The 18,786-nt window shown below is 63.9% G+C and carries 15 protein-coding genes and 1 pseudogene; 6 read left to right on the forward strand and 10 right to left on the reverse strand.

Annotated features, from left to right (window positions below; translation table 11 throughout):
- The first annotated feature begins 122 nt into the window (after nucleotides 1-122).
- Genes A3M3_RS0103860 through A3M3_RS0103880 form a run of 3 tightly spaced genes read left to right on the forward strand, consistent with a single transcriptional unit; the run spans nucleotide 123 to nucleotide 2,859 of the window.
- Nucleotides 123-1,076 carry an ABC transporter substrate-binding protein gene (locus A3M3_RS0103860; RefSeq protein ID WP_028265240.1) on the forward strand — a complete coding sequence of 318 codons (954 nt, stop codon included), beginning with the start codon at nucleotides 123-125 and terminating at the stop codon, nucleotides 1,074-1,076.
- Between the two features lie 35 nt (nucleotides 1,077-1,111).
- Nucleotides 1,112-2,086 (forward strand): amino acid ABC transporter permease, encoded by a 975-nt coding sequence (locus tag A3M3_RS23670; protein WP_051422915.1) that lies wholly within the window; start codon nucleotides 1,112-1,114, stop codon nucleotides 2,084-2,086.
- A complete protein-coding gene (locus tag A3M3_RS0103880) occupies nucleotides 2,083-2,859 on the forward strand; it encodes an amino acid ABC transporter ATP-binding protein (protein ID WP_028267535.1) in 777 nt (258 codons plus the stop codon). Before A3M3_RS23670 ends, A3M3_RS0103880 begins: the two co-directional genes overlap by 4 nt.
- 51 nt (nucleotides 2,860-2,910) lie before the next feature.
- Here the strand turns inward: A3M3_RS0103880 and A3M3_RS28695 are convergent, their stop codons facing one another.
- The 7 genes and pseudogenes from A3M3_RS28695 to A3M3_RS0103910 form a co-directional block, all read right to left on the reverse strand.
- Nucleotides 2,911-3,546: a hypothetical protein gene (locus tag A3M3_RS28695; protein WP_231497173.1), complete on the reverse strand. Its 636-nt coding sequence runs from the start codon at nucleotides 3,544-3,546 to the stop codon at nucleotides 2,911-2,913.
- Between the two features lie 291 nt (nucleotides 3,547-3,837).
- Nucleotides 3,838-3,912 (reverse strand): annotated as a pseudogene (locus A3M3_RS29360) (hypothetical protein); the annotation flags it as partial.
- Between the two features lie 172 nt (nucleotides 3,913-4,084).
- Entirely contained in the window at nucleotides 4,085-5,794 is a 1,710-nt protein-coding gene (gene menD / locus A3M3_RS0103890) for a 2-succinyl-5-enolpyruvyl-6-hydroxy-3-cyclohexene-1-carboxylic-acid synthase (protein ID WP_028265242.1), read from the reverse strand.
- 93 nt (nucleotides 5,795-5,887) lie between these two features.
- Complete coding sequence (locus A3M3_RS0103895) at nucleotides 5,888-6,886, reverse strand: DDE-type integrase/transposase/recombinase (protein WP_197023106.1); 999 nt, start codon at nucleotides 6,884-6,886, stop codon at nucleotides 5,888-5,890.
- A 32-nt stretch (nucleotides 6,887-6,918) separates the two neighbouring features.
- Nucleotides 6,919-7,323: a hypothetical protein gene (locus A3M3_RS0103900; protein ID WP_231497171.1), complete on the reverse strand. Its 405-nt coding sequence runs from the start codon at nucleotides 7,321-7,323 to the stop codon at nucleotides 6,919-6,921.
- Between the two features lie 108 nt (nucleotides 7,324-7,431).
- Nucleotides 7,432-9,582: a PhoX family protein gene (locus A3M3_RS23675; protein ID WP_051422916.1), complete on the reverse strand. Its 2,151-nt coding sequence runs from the start codon at nucleotides 9,580-9,582 to the stop codon at nucleotides 7,432-7,434.
- A 71-nt stretch (nucleotides 9,583-9,653) separates the two neighbouring features.
- Nucleotides 9,654-10,679, reverse strand: a complete 1,026-nt coding sequence (locus tag A3M3_RS0103910; protein ID WP_028265243.1) for an o-succinylbenzoate synthase — start codon at nucleotides 10,677-10,679, stop codon at nucleotides 9,654-9,656.
- A gap of 187 nt (nucleotides 10,680-10,866) precedes the next feature.
- Between A3M3_RS0103910 and A3M3_RS0103915 the strand changes: the two genes are divergently transcribed.
- From A3M3_RS0103915 to A3M3_RS0103925, 3 genes are read left to right on the forward strand one after another with little or no spacing between them, the layout of a single operon-like run.
- Nucleotides 10,867-13,038, forward strand: coding sequence for an amylo-alpha-1,6-glucosidase (locus tag A3M3_RS0103915; RefSeq protein WP_028265244.1), 2,172 nt, complete (start codon nucleotides 10,867-10,869; stop codon nucleotides 13,036-13,038).
- A complete protein-coding gene (locus tag A3M3_RS0103920; RefSeq protein ID WP_028265245.1) occupies nucleotides 13,039-14,061 on the forward strand; it encodes a glycosyltransferase in 1,023 nt (340 codons plus the stop codon).
- Nucleotides 14,062-14,093: 32 nt separating this feature from the next.
- Nucleotides 14,094-15,005 (forward strand): phosphatase PAP2 family protein, encoded by a 912-nt coding sequence (locus A3M3_RS0103925; RefSeq protein WP_035742192.1) that lies wholly within the window; start codon nucleotides 14,094-14,096, stop codon nucleotides 15,003-15,005.
- 103 nt (nucleotides 15,006-15,108) lie between these two features.
- On the opposite strand, the gene A3M3_RS0103930 is transcribed toward A3M3_RS0103925, so the two are convergent.
- From A3M3_RS0103930 to A3M3_RS0103940, 3 genes are all read right to left on the reverse strand, one after another.
- Nucleotides 15,109-16,380 carry an acyltransferase family protein gene (locus A3M3_RS0103930; protein ID WP_231497174.1) on the reverse strand — a complete coding sequence of 424 codons (1,272 nt, stop codon included), beginning with the start codon at nucleotides 16,378-16,380 and terminating at the stop codon, nucleotides 15,109-15,111.
- A gap of 109 nt (nucleotides 16,381-16,489) precedes the next feature.
- On the reverse strand, nucleotides 16,490-17,710 hold the full coding sequence (locus A3M3_RS0103935) for an MFS transporter (protein WP_028265248.1): 1,221 nt from the start codon (nucleotides 17,708-17,710) through the stop codon (nucleotides 16,490-16,492).
- Between the two features lie 98 nt (nucleotides 17,711-17,808).
- Entirely contained in the window at nucleotides 17,809-18,759 is a 951-nt protein-coding gene (locus A3M3_RS0103940; protein WP_028265249.1) for a hypothetical protein, read from the reverse strand.
- Nucleotides 18,760-18,786 lie beyond the last annotated feature (27 nt).

The raw sequence follows: 18,786 nt of genomic DNA on the forward strand, positions 1-18,786 counted from the left end.
TTGATTTTTTACTTGCTAGGTTATCCAATAGTAAAACTTAGTTTTCTGTGACGCACATCTCATCTTCGGCGATACACTATGAACCGATTAGTTTCGCATCCACTGCAACAAAAGGTAAGAAAATGCAGAAATCCCGCTCGCTTCCAGTCAGTTCGACGCTCAAAGCTGCAACCATCATCGCAATCGGCGCACTGGCCCTCACCGCCTGCACCAACGCCTCAGAGGCAGGACCCTCGAGTGCAGCTTCGCCTTCCGGCAGTGCGAATGCGAGCTTCGACCCCGCCACCATTACCAAGGACGACACGCTGGCAGCATTGGTTCCCGCGGCCATCAAGTCCAAGGGCACCCTGACAGTCGGCTCGGACACTAGCTACGCGCCGGCGGAGTTCCTCGGAACCGACGGCCAGACCCCTGTGGGTTACGACGTCGACATCGCCAAAGCGATCGGAGCCACCCTTGGCCTGAAAGTCCAGGTGCAGACCGCCGAATTCACGGGCATCCTCCCTGCCCTCGGCCCTAAATACGATCTCGGCATTTCCTCCTTCACCATCAACCCGGAGCGACTCGGCGCCGTCAACATGGTCAGCTACTTCAACGCCGGAACCGCTTGGGCCGTGCAGAAGGGCAACCCGAAGAAGTTCTCGCTGGATGACATCTGTGGCAAGTCCATCGGCGTGCAGACCGGAACCGTCCAGGAAGATCCGGACCTCTCCGGCCGCAACAAGAAGTGTGCGGCTGACGGTAAGCCAGCCATCAACGTTGTCACCTTGAAGAACCAGACCGACGTCACCACGCGTCTGGTCAATGGCAGTATCGATGCGATGGCAGCGGACTCCCCCATCATCGGATACGCCCTGACCCAGACGAATGGCCAGCTCGAGAGGCTCGGTGACGTTTACGACGCCGCTCCCCAGGGCATCGCCGTCGCGAAGTCGGACACCGCCCTCGCCGATCTCATCCAGAAGACACTCACTAAGCTGATGTCTGACGGCTCCTACAAGAAGATCCTCAGCGGTTGGGGCAACGCCGAAGGCGCGATCACCACATCCGAAGTCAACCCGGCGGTTAAATCTTGAGTATTCCGGACATCGACAATAAATCAGGTGCACAGATGGATCATCATCAGCACGGCCATGTAGCACCGGTATTGAATGATGCGGTGCCGGTCAGGCATCCCGGCCGGTGGATCAGCGCGATCATCATCGTTGGCATTCTTGTCCTGATGGTGCAAAGCGTGATCACCAACCCCAACTTCCGTTGGGACGTGGTGGGGACCTACATCCTGGACGTGAAAGTCGTCCAGGGCGTCGGCTGGACCCTGCTCCTCACGGTAGCCTCGATGGTCCTGGCGATCGTCCTGGCCATCCTGTTGGCCGTCATGCGGCAATCCGACAACCCGGTACTGCGCTACACGAGCTGGGCCTGGGTCTGGTTCTTCCGCGGCACCCCGGTATACACCCAGCTGGTCTTCTGGGGCCTGATCGCCGTCCTCTACCCCAAAATCAGCGCAGGAATCCCGTTCGGCCCCGAGCTATTCAGCATGGACACCAGCACCGTCATCACCGCACTGGTAGCAGCCATTCTGGGACTTGGCCTCAACGAATCCGCCTACCTGGCCGAAATCTTCCGCGCCGGCCTGAAATCCGTGGACAAAGGACAAACCGAAGCAGCCGAAGCCCTGGGCATGGGCAAAGGCAAAATCATGTGGCGGATCATCCTGCCCCAAGCCATGCGCATCATCGTCCCGCCCACCGGCAACGAAACCATCGGCATGCTCAAAACCACCTCCCTGGTCCTGGCCGTCCCGTTCACCCTGGACCTGACCTTCGCCACCAACGCCCTGGCCAACCGGATCTACCTCCCCGTACCCCTGCTGATCGTGGCAGCCATCTGGTACCTGGTCATCACCAGCCTGCTCATGATCGGCCAACACTACATCGAGGCCTACTACGGCAAAGGCGTGGACACCAACCTCGCCCCGGCCCTCATCAACCCCGCAGCCGCGAAAGCCGCCGCGGCCGTGGCACCCAGCGCCGAAGCAGAACCGTCCCTACGGATGGACTTCCCCGAGGACGACACAAAATGACAACCACCACCCGGAAACCACTGGTACGCATCGAAGGCCTCCACAAATACTTCGGCCCCCACCACGTCCTGCGCGGCATCGACCTGACCGTCAACCAAGGCGAAGTCTCCGTCGTCATCGGCCCCTCGGGATCAGGCAAATCCACCATGCTCCGCTGCGTGAACCTCTTGGAAACCATCAGCGCAGGACGCATCTCCGTCGGCGAGCAACTCATCGGCTACCGCGAAATCAACGGCCGCCTCCACGACCTGAAAACCAAGGAAATCTCCGCCCAACGCCGGGAAATCGGCATGGTCTTCCAACGCTTCAACCTCTTCCCCCACAAAACCGCCCTCTACAACGTCATGGAAGCACCAATACAAGTCAAGGGCAAAGCCAAGAACGCCGCCAAGAAAGACGCCCTCGAACTCCTGGACCGGGTAGGCCTGGCAGACCGTGCCAACCACTACCCCGGACAACTCTCCGGCGGCCAACAACAACGCGTCGCGATCGCCCGAGCCTTGGCCATGGAACCCGAACTCATGCTCTTCGACGAACCCACCTCAGCCCTGGACCCCGAACTCGTCGGCGACGTACTCAACGTCATGAAAGACCTCGCCAAATCCGGCATGACCATGATCGTGGTCACCCACGAAATCGGCTTCGCCCGCGAAGTCGGCGACACCCTGACCTTCATGGACGGAGGCATCGTCGTGGAAACCGGCGACCCCCGCGAAATCATCACCAACCCCCAACACGCACGCACCAAGGAATTCCTCAGCCGCGTACTCTAACCCCCATCGACGCGTGAACGGACAATCCCTGCGCAGACGGGCCGGTGAAACTCATATCCGAGTGTCACCGGCCCGTTTGCTTGTCACGGACCCATTTGGGTGTCCTGCAGAGGCCCGACGGCGGAGCGGCACCCCTGCGTCGAGCAGTATTCGTTCCAGCCGGCCTGGACTGTTGAGTTCATCCCAGGCCCACCGAGCCACGTTTCTGCCCGTGGCCCGGATCCGGTCCTCGCGAACTTTCTCCTCATACACCACATCCGACGGCGTCCGGCCACGCAGATACTCCGGTTTGAGGTATTTCTCCCGGCCATCGAATTCGCCGACAACTCTGGTCTCCTCCCAGTAGAAATCCGTGGTGGCGATGGTGACACCACCGTTCCTGACCCTGTATTGCAGCACCGGTGGGGCAAACCCGGCAACGTGGATCAGCCCGCGGCTGTAGGATTCCCCCGGCGAGCTGGACTGCGGATCGGCGAAATCGACCACCGCCCCGATTCGCCGAGCCGCCGCCTGTGAATACGTCCCGTCGATGCCAGCCAGCAGTTCCCCCTTCGAGACCGCCGGCACACCCCGCACTACGTCCGGCTTCAACACATGGTCGATGGGCACCACAGCTTCCGCAAAGGGGACCGTCGCCGCGATATCGAGGACGGTGCGGACCCTGCCCGTGATGAGAAAACCTTCCAACTGTTCACTGTTGTGGGCTTGTTCAGGTACGTAGTGCCGACGGACTCCTGCACGCGACCGACCGCCGGCGGAAAATGCGGTGAGTGCGTGGACTGGCTGTTTCCGAAGGATGACCGGTATCCCGCGAATTGTCGCCGCTGAATGATGCGAAAACGTGGTGGGCGAAGTGAACGTTTCTGCCGCGGCCTCGACTCCAAGCCTGTACTGTTCCCAAGGCTTTAGGTCATTCCAACGAGCTGCCTCGACATACACACCATGCCGGATGCGGACAAGTTTCCCTGAACGGGCCTGCGCGGACAATGCTCGGGTAGTCAGACCGATCCTGGACAGGTCCTTCGCCAAAATCAGCCGCGGAAGTGGGTTCATTCATCCACGATCGCAGCCCATCTCGGGCCAGGCGAGGCCCTTTCTGCCGTATGTGGACAACAGCTGACGACGCTCATATCGACCCAGGACGCAGGAACAGACGGGCGACACTTGTATTCGGGTATCGCTGATCGGCATGGGTGTCGCCAATCCATTTGAGTGTCGCTGGCGCCTACGCTCCGAGCAGCACCTGGGACACCGCCGCGCCTACGGACGCCTTAATGCGTGCGTGCAACGGACGCAAACTGGAGCGGTCCGTGCGCACCTCCACAATGCTGCGCCCCTTCAAAGGCGCGGAAAGCGCGGTGGCGAGCTCCGCCGTCGTACGCACTGAAGTGTGCCCGACGCCGTACGCCGCGGCCAGCGCGGAAATGTCCACGCTGTGCGGGGTGCCGAAGAGGCGCTCGACGGCGGTGCCGTAGCCGCCGTCGTCCTCCACCTTTCCGTGTTCGAGGAGCCCGAAGATCCCGCCGCCGGAGTCGTTGAGGACCACGATGCGCAGGTCGGGACCGGGCTCGCCGTCCCCGAGGAGGAGGCCGCCTGCGTCGTGGAGGAAGGTGACGTCACCCAGCAAGAGGGTGGTCTCGCGAGCAGCCCCGAGGGCTATTCCCGTTGCCGTGGAGGTGGTCCCGTCGATGCCGGCGAGCCCTCGGTTCGCGAACACCGTGGCGAGGGGCTCGGGACCCGGCTGCCCTGCAAGGTCGACGTCGCGGATGCCGTTGGATGAACCCAACACCAACTGCCCTCGGGCGTGTTTCCAGACTGTGGCTCCCACCGCGGGACCGTTGGCTGCCTGCTCCGCCTCGAGGACGCCGTCGAGAGCGTGTTGGGCCGCCGCCCCGGCCAGCAGCCAGGCGTCGAGCCATTCAGCCGAGCCGCGACCCGCGAATCCGGCCAACTCGGTCAGTGAATCAAAGCGCTCCTCGCGACGCCGGCCGTGTTCGTACCAGGCCACCGGCACGGGCTCGTACATGGCCGCGGGAAGGTCTTCCCGGGCGAGCAAAGCGGCGACGGGACGGGACAGGGTCGGCCGTCCGAAGACCACCACCCGCTCGATCGGCAGCACGGAACCGGGCCCGAAATTCGCCAGCATGAGGCTGTACGGCCCGACGGCGTTCGGCCCGAAACGCGCGTTGGAGGAGGGCTCGGCCAGCAAAGGAAGTCCGTGGGCGCGAGCGAACGCCTCGGCCACCGGACCGGCGTCGTGCCCTGCCAAAACAACCGTCCGCCGTTCAGCCAGTTCGGCCGGAGCGGGGGACATGCTCAGTGGCTGCGGACCGGAATCGTAGTGGAAAACGCCACGGCCCTGCGTGACGGGCAGGCTTTCGCCCGGTTCGGGAACCAACGGCTCGCGGAAAGCAAGGTTCAGCTGCACGGGACCGGGAGGGGTGTCCTCAAGAGCGCCGGTGGCTGCATAGATGGCAGTCTCGACGGCCCGTTTCGGATTGCTGCCAGCGGCGATGTCGACGGCGAAGCGAACGTGCTCGCCGAAAAGGTCCAGCTGGATGGTGGTCTGGTTGGCACCCGTGCCGTGAAGTTCGGCCGGGCGGTCAGCCGAGAGGACCACGAGGGGAACGGCCGCGTGGTTGGCCTCCATGACAGCCGGCAAGAGATTCCCGACGGCGGTGCCCGAGGTGGTGAGGACGGCGGCCGGGGCGCCGGTGGACAGGGCAAGGCCAAGGGCGGTGAACCCGGCAGAGCGTTCATCGATCCGCACCAGGAGTCGGACGTTACCGGCGGCTTCTGCCTCCGCCAACGCATACGCCATCGGTGCCGAGCGCGAACCGGGAGAGACCACCACGTGCCGCACACCGCCGTCGAGCAATGCCTTGACGGCGATCCGGGCAGCGGCGAGGGAGCTCAGGGAGCCTTGCGAAGTCACCGCACCAGTCTATTAGCGGCCGCCTCCCCCGGACGCTCGCTCACCTATCAGGTCGATTTCCGGGACGCCCGAAAATTGTCAAGCTGTGTGGAGTCACTGGGCTAGTTTTTGGGGTGTTTTGGTCTCGGGCAGGTTGATCCCGACGTGTTGGGCGGGGGCCGGTGTGGTGGGTCGTTGGCGGAATCTTTCTGGGTGTCGTTCGTAGTAGTCCTGGTGGACTTTGTCTCGTTTGTCCCAGAGTTCTTTCCACGAGCCGTTGTGGACTTGTGAGGGTGAGAACAGTGCGATGCCGGAGTGTTTGTGATCGGTGCTGTACCAGTGCACATAGCCGGTGAGGTACTCCCTCGCGGCCTCGAGATCGTCAAAGGTGCGGGGGTAGCCGGGCCGGTATTTCATCGTGCGAAACCCTGACTCCGAGAAGGGATTGTCGTTGGAGACGTACGGGCGGTTATGGGACAGTTCCACACCGTGGGCGGTGAGGGTCTCACGGAGCAGGTTTGATTTCATGGCCGGGCCTGAATCGGCATGCACGATGTCCGGGGCGCCGTGCCGGGCGATGGCTGTCTCGAACATGTCCGCGGCGAGGTGGTCGGACTCGCGTTCCTCCACCCGCCAGCCGACGATCTCCCGGGAGAAGATGTCCATGATGGAGTACACCTTGAAAACCTTCCCCTGCCACTTGGAATAGACGTCGGAGATGTCCCAGGACCAGACCTGGCAAGGTCCGGTCGCCTTGAGCACCGGCTTCTGAGCGGAACCCCGCTTGCCGCCACGCTTGCGCGGGAAGGTTGGGCGGGCCAGCTGATCCTCGTACCCTGCCGCGATCCGCCACCAGGTGCGGTTGGAAGCGAGCAGCACGCCGTCGTCCCAGGCTGTGGCGAAGGAATGGTCAACAGAGTTGCCCTTCCCCCAACCGGCCAGGATGAACCCCAGGATCCGCTCCTGATGCGCGGAGCTGATCCGGCATTCGTAGGCCCGGTCAACCTGGTGGATCGGGTCCTGCACCGCCGGACGGGGATTGAACCGGTAATGCCAGGTCCCGCGCGACACGCCCGCAAGCACGAGCGCTGTCCGCTGGGAGCCGGTGATCACATGCAGCGCCAGGACAAGACTGTTCTCGGCCGCTACGAATCCTTCTGAGCGCTCGTCTGGGTTGTATCGGGCTCGGGCACGCTCAACTCGTGCAAGAGCCCGATAGCTTTTCCCAGCGCGGAATTCGTATCCTCCAGCTCCTGCACCCGCTTCTGGAGTTTTTCGACTTCGGCACGGTGGGCAGCCATTTCCTTCGAGCGTGCTTTTTCAAACGCGGAGAGCTCACGATTTGTAGGGGCCATGCCTCCATGCTCCCGCGGAATCAGACCACGGTCGATATCGCCCTGGACCAACATCTTGCGCCACCTGCGGAACGTCCAGTCGGAAATGGGCGTCGAGGCAAGCCACTCCTTCCTCGTCCCGTGCGGCTGCAAATAATACTCATGCATGAACTCACGGATCTCTTCACGCGTAAAACCCTTGTTATCAACGGGCACCGCCGGCTCCTTCAATCAACAGCTAATGAATGACTCACAACCAGCTTGACGAAGAGGGGCTCGCTCACCAATGAAAACAAAGGTGAGCGAGCGTTTCCCGAGAAGGGCTTAAAGGTGAGGAAGGATCGGGACGGCAAGGGTCGGGACGGAACCGGAAGGGTCGGGCGCGTCCTTGCGGAACACCTGGACCACAGCCGGCCGCGGCGCGCGGACCTGGCCGGCGGCCGGGGCGGCGCCGGCGCCTACATAGTCCGGGAAGTACGAGTGCGGCGCGTCGAAGGAACCTTCCTCACCCGGGTGCTGCACAGCGACGAAAACGGTCCGCTCGTCGTCGTGCACGATCGGGCCACACGTCTCGGCGTCGCGCGGGACGGCGAGGAACTGCTCCACTTTGCCGCGTTCGCTGCCATCGAGGGTGACCTTGAACAAGCCGTCCGCATAAGCGATGGACGACGGCGCGCCATCCGTTGCGATCCACATGTTGCCTGCCGTGTCGAAGGCCACGTTGTCCGGGCAGGAGATCGGCGAAACCTTGTCGACCGGGAAGCCGGAGAAGTACGTGGAGGAGTTCTTCGCGGGATCCCCGCAAACCATCAGGAGCGTCCAGTTGAAGCGCGTGGACGTCTGGTCACCGGTTTCGGTGATCTCGACGATGTGGCCGTCGCGGTTCTGCGTGCGCGGGTTGACCTCTGTGGCGCCTTCGTTGCCCGGCTTGCCGCGGTTCGAGTTGTTGGTGCACACCACGTACACCTTGCCGCTCGCCAGGTTCGGCTCGACGTCTTCGCACCGGTCCATCTTGGTGGGGCCAACTTTGTCCGCTGCGAGGCGGGTGTAGATCAGGACCTCAGGAACGGACATGTCCGGTACAGCGGAGGCGCCGTTGACCACCAGCGGAAGCCATTCGCCGGAACCGTCGAACGCGCCGTCGGACGGAAGCTTGCCACTGCCGTCGATTTCAGCTGCGGGAGAGTCTCCCGTGAATTTGGCAACGTAGAGGTCACCCTCGGAGAGGAGGTTCATGTTGTTCCGCCGGGCGGCGGCCGAGTCGCCGGCCATGTACTTGCCCTTGGAAACGAACTTGTAGAGGTAGTCGAAACGCTCGTCGTCGCCCATGTAGGCCACCACGCGGCCGGACTTCGCGACAATCACGTTGGCGCCTTCATGCTTGAAGCGGCCCATGGCGGAGTGCTTCTTGGGCGTGGACGAAGGATCGAACGGATCGACTTCCACAATCCAGCCAAAGCGGTTGGCCTCGTTGGCGTAGCCCGCGTTGTTGGTGTTGAAGCGCGGCTCGTCAAGCTCCCACTCACGGGCCGTGGGCCTGTTCGTCAGGCCGTAGCGCTTGTCCGCCGCCGACGTGCCGGGAGCGACGAAGTAGCCGTTGAAGTTTTCCTCGCCGGAGAGGATGGTGCCCCACGGCGTGGTGCCGCCGGAGCAGTTGCCCAGGGTGCCTTTGATAGCCCGGCCGGAGGGGTCGTCGATGGTCTTGACCAAGTTCGTGCCCGCGGCGGGGCCGGTGAGCTCATAGCTGGTGTCGGTCAGGAAGCGGCGGTTCAGCTTGGCACCCTTGACGTAGTTCCACGGCTTGTTTTTGTTCTGGCGCTCAAGTTCCACAACCGTGAGGCCATGTGCGGCACGAGCGATGCCCCGCGCCTCGGCAGCCGGCAAGGACTCCGGGAACATGATGTTCTCGTTGGTGTACTCGTGGTTGGTAAACAGCACGGCACGGCGGTCCTTGGAATCGGGGATCGGCAGGATGTCCGTGTAGTCGTTGTTGTATCCGAATTGCCGGGCCTGCGCTGCCGCCGTCTGGCCATTCAGCTCGAAGGCAGGCGAGTCGGCGAAGAGCGGATCGCCCCAGCGAATGACCGGCCGCCAGTCGAAGCCCTCCGGAACGGTAAACGCGTCAACGGTGTAGTCAACAGGCTTGATCGGTGTGAACTTGAGCTTGGCCTTGTCGAAACCGGTTTGGGCCGCGGGGGAAAGACCAGCGCCGCCCTCGGAAATGCTGCCTGGCTTGCATCCGACCAAGCCTCCGCCGAAGGCGACGGCGAGCACACCGACGGCGCCAAAGCCGAGTGCGGAGCGGCGGGACACGGCCGCGGATGCGATGTCACGGAAGTAGGCATTGGAGCTGGTGTTGCAAACATCGCCCGAACAGGCGTTGTCGCACTTCAACGCACATGTCACCGGGCTGCGTTTGCCCTTCGTGTGGCCGAGCATGGGAAGCAAGCCGAACTTGCGGGGTGATTCAGACATGGGACTACCTCCGGGGATTGAGTGATTCACCCACCCTTGCAGGGCCAACAAAATCCGAGAGGACACTCTGATTAATTTTCGATGAACTCGCTATCGAGGAGGAAATACACGCGGCGGAGCCGGTCCAGCCACCAATCGCGACGTTCAGCGGGCGCCGCATACCGCTCCAGCAGCCCCTCGTCGGCGACGGCTTCGCGGACGCGGATGGCGCCGTCGTCGGGCACCAACGGATCCCGGGTGACGTCCGAGCCGAACAGCCGCACGGTCCCCAGCCCGCACGCGTAAGGCAGCTCCGGCAGCGCGGCGGCGAGCGCCAACCCCGCGCGGATCCCCACCGAGGTGTCCAGCGCCGAACTCACGACGGCGGGAAGTCCGGCTTGCGCGACGATGTCCAGCGCGCGCCGCACTCCCCCCAGCGGGGCCACCTTGACCACGATCAGGTCAGCCGCGCCGGCGCGGGCCACCTTGAGGGGATCGTCTTCCTTGCGCACGGATTCGTCGGCGGCGATGAGCACGGGAGTTCCCTGCCGGGCGAGCCGGCGGCGCACTTCGGCGAGTCCGTCGATCTGCGCCACGGGCTGTTCGGCGTATTCGAGCCCGACGGCGGACAGCCGCCCAAGTGCCTCGACCGCCTGCGGCACGTCCCAGCCGCCGTTCGCGTCCACGCGGATCGCGGCGTCCGGCAGGGCGTCCCGGACCGCAGTGACGCGTGCGACGTCGTCGGCGAGTTCCTGCCCGCGCTCGGCAACCTTGACCTTGACTGCGTCCACGCGGCCGAAGCGTTCCAGGACCTCGGGCACCCGGTCAGCAGTCACGGCGGGGACGGTTGCGTTGACGGGAATGGTGTCCCTCAGCTGTGGGGGAAAGCCGTGCCATGCGGCTTCGACGGCGGCAGCGAGCCAGCGGGAGGCTTCGGTGTCGCCATACTCGGGGAAGGGGCAGAACTCGCCCCACCCGGCCGGGCCGCAGAAGAGGAGGGTCTCGCGCTCGGTGATTCCCCGGAACTTGACCCGCATCGGCAAGCTGACCACCTTGGCGGTGTCCAGGAGCTCGTCAAGGCTGGGGTTCCGTGGGGAGCGGGCGGACTCGTTGGGCATGATTTCACTCTAGCGTTGGCTGCTCGGCGTTCAGGACGCTCCATCAGATATCGCCCGCCGCGCACATACCTGCAGGAGGGTCGGGAAGAACGCCCACATACCTGCAGGAGGGTTCACTTCCGAAGACGCGGAGAATACGCTGAAGCAAGCTGCCTCCTTCCCCCGTCCCTACCCCTGGAGACCATTGATGACAGGTTGGAATGCCGAGAACCTTGCAGGATCGGCCGGCGCCGGCGCCGTGACATTGCTGGCAGGGACATCGTTCTGCGTCTCTGCGGCCAACGGCGATATGGACCAGCTACGCCCGCATGGGATGTTCTTCCGGGACACGCGGTTCGTTTCGAATTGGGTGCTCGCGGTCAACGGCCACCCCATCGAAGCTCTTGGTTCCCCGGTCCCGGAGCCCTACCGTGCCGATTTCGTGGGCCGCGCGGCACGTACTGACGGGCTGGCAGACAGCCATCTGCTGATTGAACGCCGGCGGAGCCTGTTCGGCGGTGTGCGCGAAGACATCACCGTCAGGAACTTCTCCACCCGGACCAGTCACTGCACGGTCTCGCTCACGGTCAATGCAGACTTTGCCGATATCTTCGAGGTCAAGGAAGGGCGGGCACATCACAGAACCATCCATTTGGTGCGGGGCAGCGATGACACGTTGGTGCTTGAGGCCGAGCGCCAAGGCCATCACGTCCTGGTCACCATTGACGCCCCGAATGCAATGGTTGACCGTGACGTCCTCTGCTATGAGATCACCATCGAACCCCAAGGCCATTGGTCCACGAGCGTGACCGCCACTCCAAGCATTGACGGGGTCGGACCGGACGCCGATGCCCGGATTTGGGGCAGCCAGCGTCCCTACGACGTGCCCGAGGAAAGATTGCAGGAGTGGCACGGAAAGGTTCCTCAAACCGAAGTAGCCAACCACGCCTTCGACGAAGCGTTGGCCCGGAGCAGGGCAGACCTCGGCTCCCTCAGGATCTTCGACCCGGACCATCCGGGACGGACGGTGGTGGCGGCAGGATCGCCGTGGTTCATGGCCCTTTTCGGCCGGGACTCTCTCCTGACTTCCTTCATGACCCTTCCCTTGGACCCCTCGCTGGCCCTGGGAACCTTGCAGACCCTCGCCGACCACCAGGGCAGGGCCGTCAACCCGCTCAGCGAAGAGGAACCAGGGCGGATCCTGCACGAGGTCCGTCTCGGCGCCAGTACGGGCCTGGCCCTTGGAGGCGGGAGCGCATACTACGGCTCAGTGGACGCGACGCCGCTGTTCGTGACCCTCGCCGGGGAGCTGACCCGTTGGGGATTCCGTTCGGAAGTCACGCAATCCCTCCTGCCGGCCGTGAACCGCGCCTTGGACTGGATCCGCGACTATGGAGACGCCGACGGCGACGGCTTCGTGGAGTATTCCCGAGCCACGGACCAGGGATTGGTAAACCAAGGCTGGAAAGATTCCGCGGACGGCATCAACTTCGCCGATGGGACTTTGGCAGAGCCGCCGATTGCGTTGTGCGAAGTCCAGGGCTATGTTTACACGGCCTATCTCAGCAGGGCCCTCATGGCCGAACAAGACGGCGATACGAAGCTGGCTGCGGTCTGGGGTGCCCGGGCGGCCGAACTCAAGCGAAAATTCAACGAGCAGTTCTGGCTCCCTGAACGCGGCTATTTCGCCATCGCCCTCGATCGCAACAAGCGGCCGGTAGATGCGTGCGCGTCCAATATGGGGCATTGCCTGTGGAGCGGAATCGTCGACGACGACAAGGCTTCGCTGGTCGCGGAGCGGCTGATGTCGGACACCATGTTCACCGGCTGGGGCGTCCGGACATTGGCGTCGGACATGGCGGCCTACAATCCGGCGAGTTACCACAACGGCTCGGTATGGCCGCACGACAATGCACTTATTGCCGGCGGATTGATGCGATACGGATTCGTTGAGGAATCCCAGCGCATCATCACGGGCCTGTTGGATGCCGCCGAGGCATTCGGCGGGCGGCTGCCGGAATTGTTCTGCGGTCTGGACAGGAAAAGCTACGGGATGCCTGTTCCGTATCCCTCCTCGTGTTCACCGCAGGCGTGGGCCGCGGCCACGCCTGTTCATTTACTCCGGGTGCTGCTTCGCTTCGATCCGTGCCTCACCCACGGTGGTCTTTGGCTGGCGCCGGTTGTGCCGGACGGCTTCGGCGACATCAAGATGCGGAACATCCCGCTCGCCGGCTCCCGGATCTCCGTGGAGGTGGTCAATGGAGAAACACGGGTTACGGAGCTTCCCGAGAATATTGCGCTGCACCGTGAGGCCCGCAAACCGTTGTCCGATCTCTTGGATGTCCACCGTGCCGGCGCATCGCCTGGACGGGGGCAGTAGGTGCGCATCGGTCTAGTGGCCCCGCCGTGGATCCCGGTACCGCCACCGGCGTACGGGGGCACGGAGTCCATCATCGATATCCTGGCGCGCGGCTTGGCGGCAGCCGGGCATGAGGTGCTTCTGGCTGCGGCGTCCGGCAGCACATGTCCGGTGGCCAAAGTCCCCGGTCCACCGCTTGCTGATGGCTCGAGGATAGGAATCGGCACGGACGAACTCCGTCACAGCGTGTACGCCTTCGCGGCCATGGACGACGTCGATCTCATTCACGACAACACCTTGGCAGGGCCGTTGTACCGGCACCGTCCGCGAGGAATCCCCCTTGTCGCGACGGCGCATCTGCCTTTTTCAGCCGAGAACCATGACATTTACCAGGCGATGGCAACCGACACCGCAATCATCGCCATCTCGCAGCATCAAGCAGACTCGGCTCCCGGGATTAAGGTACGCAAGGTCATCCACCACGGGATCGACACGGAATCCGTCCCGCTCGGCGCCGGCGACGGCGGTTACGCCAGCTTCCTTGGCCGGATGCATCCCGGCAAGGGCCTGCCGGAAGCAATTGAAGCCGCCCGTCTGGCCCGCATACCGCTCAGGATTGCTGCCAAGATGTACAGCGCCGAGGAACATGAGTACTACGCCGCCGTCATCGCACCGTTGCTGGGGCCCGACGTCGAATACCTCGGGGAGCTGAGCGCGGCGGACAAGTTCGTCCTCCTCGGTGGGTCGGTGGCACTGCTGAATCCGATCCAGTGGGATGAACCTTTCGGGATGGCCATGATCGAGGCCCTCGCCACGGGCACGCCTGTGGTGGCAACTTTCCGCGGATCTGCCCCCGAGATCGTTTCCGTGGGCCTCACCGGTTATCTCGGCTCCAGTCCCGCTGAACTGGCTGAGGCCCTCATTGCCGCAGCCACACTGGACCGGAGCGATTGCCGCCATGCTGCGGAAGACTACTTCAGTGCCGAGAGGATGGTTGCCGAACACTTGGCCCTTTACGATGAGCTGGTTGCCGAGCCGAAGTGAACCTCCCAGCCATATATGGCACCCTGAAGGCAATGAGTTTTCCTAAGACAGGCCGGCTGGCGGCCACACGTGGAACCGCAGGCAAGCGCTGCGCGGGCGCCGGAATGGGCCTGACTTTTACGCTGGCGACCTTGGCCTGCGTTGCAGCATTCATTGCCACCTTCTACTTTTTCGTGCGCACCACGACCGGGCAGTACATCGACGAGTCCGCCTTGGTGGAAGCCGCGACCCTCAACGGCCCGGCTGAACGGGCCACCACCGATTTCCTCGATTGGCTGCCGGTCATCTCGATGGCGATCGCCGCCGTCGTGGTTTTGTTCGTGACGATAATGCGCCGGCGCTGGAAGGCTGCCGGCATTGCGCTGACTGCTTGTCTCGCGGCAAACCTGGCCACGCAGCTCCTCAAGGACTGGTTCCCGGACAGGCCGTTCCGCGGCGTCCAGACCATTGAACTGAACTCGCTGCCGTCCGGTCACACCACGCTGGCAGCCTCTGCGGCGGCCGCGGTGTTCCTGGTGGTGTCGCCGCGCTGGCGGCCCCTGGCCGGGTTCCTCGGTGGCACTTTCGCGGTGGCGGCCGGGGTTTCCACGCTGATCAACCAGTGGCACCGGCCCGCCGACGTGGTCGCGGCGTTCCTCGTGGTGGGAGCGGTCATGCTTCCCGCTGGATGGTTGGTGCTGCGCACCGGAAACCGCTGGAACGTCTCGGATGGTCGCGGTGAGCATTGGGCGTCGTCCCGCTTGTGGCTATTGTTGTCGGCTTTGGCGGGCGTCGTCGCTGCGGCGGTTGCGGTGTATTCGTTGATCAAGATCGCCCCGGGCTACGGCCAGGAAAGCAGCACCACCAACTACTTCTGGGCCGGGGTTTCCCTGATTGTCATCACCGGTTACCTGGCAACGGTCGCCGCGACCTGGTTTTTCAGCTTGAGCACCCGGCGGCGTTAGTCACCACGGGCGAGCCTGTTCCCCCTGCGCATCCGGGCCGGCGCTGCGCATCCGGGCTGGCGCTGCGCCCCGGCGTCGAGCAGTATTCGTTCCAGGGAGGAGCCTAAGCAGCCGTGCGAGGAACCAATGCACGCAGCCGATGCCGGGCCGGTTCCTCGACGTACCGGAACAAAAGATGGGTAGCCAAGGCAATGCCGGCGAGGCACCCTGCGGCAAGCAGGTTTGTCGCGAGCTGTCCGGCACCATGCGCCCAATCCCTGTTCAGCCAGTAGAACAGGTAGACAAAGAACATGTGGACCAAGTAAAGGCTGTAGGAGCTGTGCCCGCCATACTGTAGCCAGCGCGCGGACAGCGCGGACCGGAGCCAGCCGCGGGTGACGCTGAGGAGGGCGATCAGCAGCGGGAAGGCGAACACCGCCAGCCGTCCCGGGCCGGGCTTTCCGACGGTGGCGAGGAAGCCGACGACGGCGGCTCCGGTCAGCGCCGCGCCGGGTCCCGCCAAGGCAGGGTTGAACTTCAGGCGTTCCGCGTTCCGTACGGCGATGCAGGCGAAGGCTCCGGCCGTGAAGCAGCAAGCGATTCGCAGGAGCCACTCATACGGCTGGTGATCGTTGGTAGCGAAGGGCAGGTCCGGACCCCAGGCTGCCGTCGGAAGCAGAACCAGGACAGACACGGCCAAGGCAGCAAGAGGATGCAGCCGACGCAGCCGGAACAGGAGCAGCGCGAGCAGCGGGAACGCCAGGTAGGCGAGCCATTCGGCGCTGACCGTCCACCCCGGACCGAACCAGCTGGCACCATCGGTCTCAGGCTGGAACCAGAGATGGGCCATCAGCAATTGTTTGGCCAGCCCCCACGGAGACAGGTCCGGAGCTTGGGTCTGCAGGGACCATTTCAACACCGATTCCTGTTCGGTCCCGTACACAAACCAGAGTCCCAGCACGCCCACCACCAATGCGAAGGCGGGCCACATCCGGGCGAACCGGGCCCAGACAAAGTCCCCGGCCGCACGCCATCGGAACCGCGGGCCCAGCCGGTCAAGGTAGGTGTAGGTGATGATGAAGCCGCTGAGCACAAAGAACATGTCCACGCCAAGGTCGCCGTTGGCAATGACCGGACGGAACAGCTCAAAGACAGGGGCGAGGAAGGTCTGCTGCATGGCCTGCAGATGGAAGAACACCACCCACAGCGCAGCAACGAAACGCAGCGAAGTCAGCGTCGCGAGATCGGGCCGGGACTGCTGTGATTCTCGCGTAGCGCTGTTCGGCGGGCGACTTTCCGCTCGGGTACCACCGGGTCGGGCGCCGGCCGGACCCGCTTTCCCAGGGGTCGGATTCCCGCTGGGGGCACGATACGGAGGCGAGATCACTGAGAACATCCAATTCACCATACTCGAGCCGCCTGACTGGAATCTGGGAAAAAGCTGGAAGGCAGGAACCATCTCGGTCCGTTGCCGCGCCACCAGCGGCGGCCCGTCCCGGCGTCGCTTAGTAGTTCCGGCGGTGCTTGAGCTTGGGGAGTACGACGGCGAACACCGCCGCCGCAGCCACGCCTAGCACGCCCGTGGCCCAGACACCTGCGGCGAGGGATACTGCAGCGGTGAGGGCCGAGAGCAGCACAGGCCCACCGGTGGCACCGGCGTCGGAGATAAACCTCCACAAGCCAAGGAATTGCCCACGGCCATTGTCCGGCGAGAAGTCGGCTCCGAGCGTCATGATGAGTCCCGAGCTGATGCCGTTGCCGAAACCGATCAACAACGAGGCCAGGAGCAGCCCCACGAACTCGGCCGACAAGGGTATGAGGAACAACGCGATACCCATGATGAGAGTGGACGGCACGGCGACCCACATGCGCCCCTTGCGGTCCATGAGCTTGCCGGCCGGATAGAAGACCAGCATGTCGATCGCTCCGGACAAACCGTAGATGAGCGAGGCGTGGGTTGCGTCCAGGCCCAGGTGGTCGGCCCACAAAGGGATGACCACCTGGCGGGAGGCCCGGATGGCACTGAGCAGCAGAATCCCGGTCCCGATGGTCAGGAAGACGCCCCCGTGCGAAACCGCCACCCCACGGAGGGTGGGCTCGGGACCCTTCCGTCCGCCGTCGACGTCGTCCGGTAACACAAGATCCGGAATGGTGAGGGACAACACCGCGGCAGCCGCCATGCCCACTACGCCAACCCAGTACGCGCCGCTGATGCCCGCAAACTGCATCACTCCCGCGCCGACGAACGGTCCGATGAACACGCCGATCCGGGTGACGCCGCCCAGCGTGGACAAGGCGCGCGCACGGTAGATGACCGGGACCGCTTCCGTGAGGTACTTCTGCCGGGCCAGGTTGAAGACACTGGTGGACATCCCGACCACTGTCATCGCCGCGGCGAGCAGCCAGATGCCGTTGTGGGCAAGGAGCGGCGCGAATCCGGCTGCCAGCAAGGCCAGGGCTCCGGCGGCGCCTGCGGCCACGATGGCCCACCGTTCGCCGAACTTGATGGTGATGAGCGAAGCGGGCAAATTGAAGAACCAGGATCCCAGCCCGATCAAAGTGACCACCAGCGCCGAAACGGCCACGGAAGCGCCGAGGTCGCGGGCGGACAAGGCCGCCACGGGAAGCACCGCGCCCTCGCCGATACAGAACAGCAAGGCGGGCCCGAACGCGGGTAAGGCAATGCTGCGGAGGCTGAACGGCTGATCGGTGCGGGTTGTTGTCATCCCCTTCATCCTAGGACGCCCCGTTCTTTGCGACGCGCCAAATACCTACCGCACCGGTATTTCTGTCGGCGCGAGGAATTCAGCGCAGCGCCAGGAATTCAGCCAGACCGAGGACGACGCCGGGGCACCCCCGCCGCGGCCAGCTTCCGTTCGAGCACCCCGGGGGTCATCAGTTCGGCCCATACCCAGCGAACGACGCCGCACCCCGTGGCACGGATCCGGTCCTCGCGCAGCTTCTCGTCAATGACCGTTTGGGCGGCAGTCCGTCCCTTGAGGAATTCGGGTTTCAGGTACTTATCGATGCCATCGAACTCCCCGACCACCCGCACACCCTTCCAGTAGAAGTCCGAGTAACCCACGCGCCCTGCTTCGTCACGGAATCGTTGTTGAAGAATGGGCGCCTCGAATCCCGTGATATGCATCAGTGCCCTGCTATATGACTCGCCCGGAGATCCTGACAAAGGATCCGCGAAATCCACCGCCGCCGTGATCCTGCGGATGGCCGCCGCCGTATAGTTGCCGGCCATTCCTGCGAGAAGCGTCTCCTTCGCAATGGCGGGCAAACCTCGCTTCGTGTCGGATTTCAGTACATGGTCCAGTGGCACGATCGACTCCACGAACGGGGTAAACGCAGCCAGGTCCAGCACCGTGCGCACCCTGTTCGTGACGAGTAGCCCATCACGGCGACAGACCTTGAGGCCGGCGGGGTCCGCGTAGTGGCGGGATATCCCTGCCCGTGAGCGGCCGCCGTCGTTCTGGAGAGTCAGGGCCTGCACCGGATGACGCACGCCTATGGTGGGGATCCCCCACACAGACGCTGCCGAGTGCCTGCCAAATATGATCCGGGCCTCAGCCGTTTCGGCTGCGGCCCTGACCCGCACGCGGTACTGTTCCCACGGTTTCAGCGCCTTCCACTCGGAGCCGTCAACGTAGACCCCTTGGCGAACGCGGTACAACTTTCCGGCCTTGGCACGCCGGGCGAGCTCCTTGTGCGTCAGCCCGTGGAAGAGATGGTCTCGGCTCAGGATCAGTCGGGGCAGCTCGGTCATAGCTAAGAAACTGGCACATCGAACGGC

Origin of the sequence: Arthrobacter sp. MA-N2 (assembly GCF_000517125.1) — a bacterium.
Taxonomy (GTDB): domain Bacteria; phylum Actinomycetota; class Actinomycetes; order Actinomycetales; family Micrococcaceae; genus Arthrobacter; species Arthrobacter methylotrophus.

Coding starts and splice junctions, on each gene's coding strand:
- A3M3_RS23675 (WP_051422916.1), bottom strand. CDS start 9,582: ATGTCTGAATCACCCCGCAAGTTCGGCTTGCTTCCCATGCTCGGCCAC.
- A3M3_RS23670 (WP_051422915.1), top strand. CDS start 1,112: ATGGATCATCATCAGCACGGCCATGTAGCACCGGTATTGAATGATGCG.
- A3M3_RS0103925 (WP_035742192.1), top strand. CDS start 14,094: ATGAGTTTTCCTAAGACAGGCCGGCTGGCGGCCACACGTGGAACCGCA.
- A3M3_RS0103915 (WP_028265244.1), top strand. CDS start 10,867: ATGACAGGTTGGAATGCCGAGAACCTTGCAGGATCGGCCGGCGCCGGC.
- A3M3_RS0103935 (WP_028265248.1), bottom strand. CDS start 17,710: ATGACAACAACCCGCACCGATCAGCCGTTCAGCCTCCGCAGCATTGCC.
- A3M3_RS0103930 (WP_231497174.1), bottom strand. CDS start 16,380: ATGTTCTCAGTGATCTCGCCTCCGTATCGTGCCCCCAGCGGGAATCCG.
- A3M3_RS0103880 (WP_028267535.1), top strand. CDS start 2,083: ATGACAACCACCACCCGGAAACCACTGGTACGCATCGAAGGCCTCCAC.
- A3M3_RS0103860 (WP_028265240.1), top strand. CDS start 123: ATGCAGAAATCCCGCTCGCTTCCAGTCAGTTCGACGCTCAAAGCTGCA.
- A3M3_RS0103910 (WP_028265243.1), bottom strand. CDS start 10,679: ATGCCCAACGAGTCCGCCCGCTCCCCACGGAACCCCAGCCTTGACGAG.
- A3M3_RS0103940 (WP_028265249.1), bottom strand. CDS start 18,759: ATGACCGAGCTGCCCCGACTGATCCTGAGCCGAGACCATCTCTTCCAC.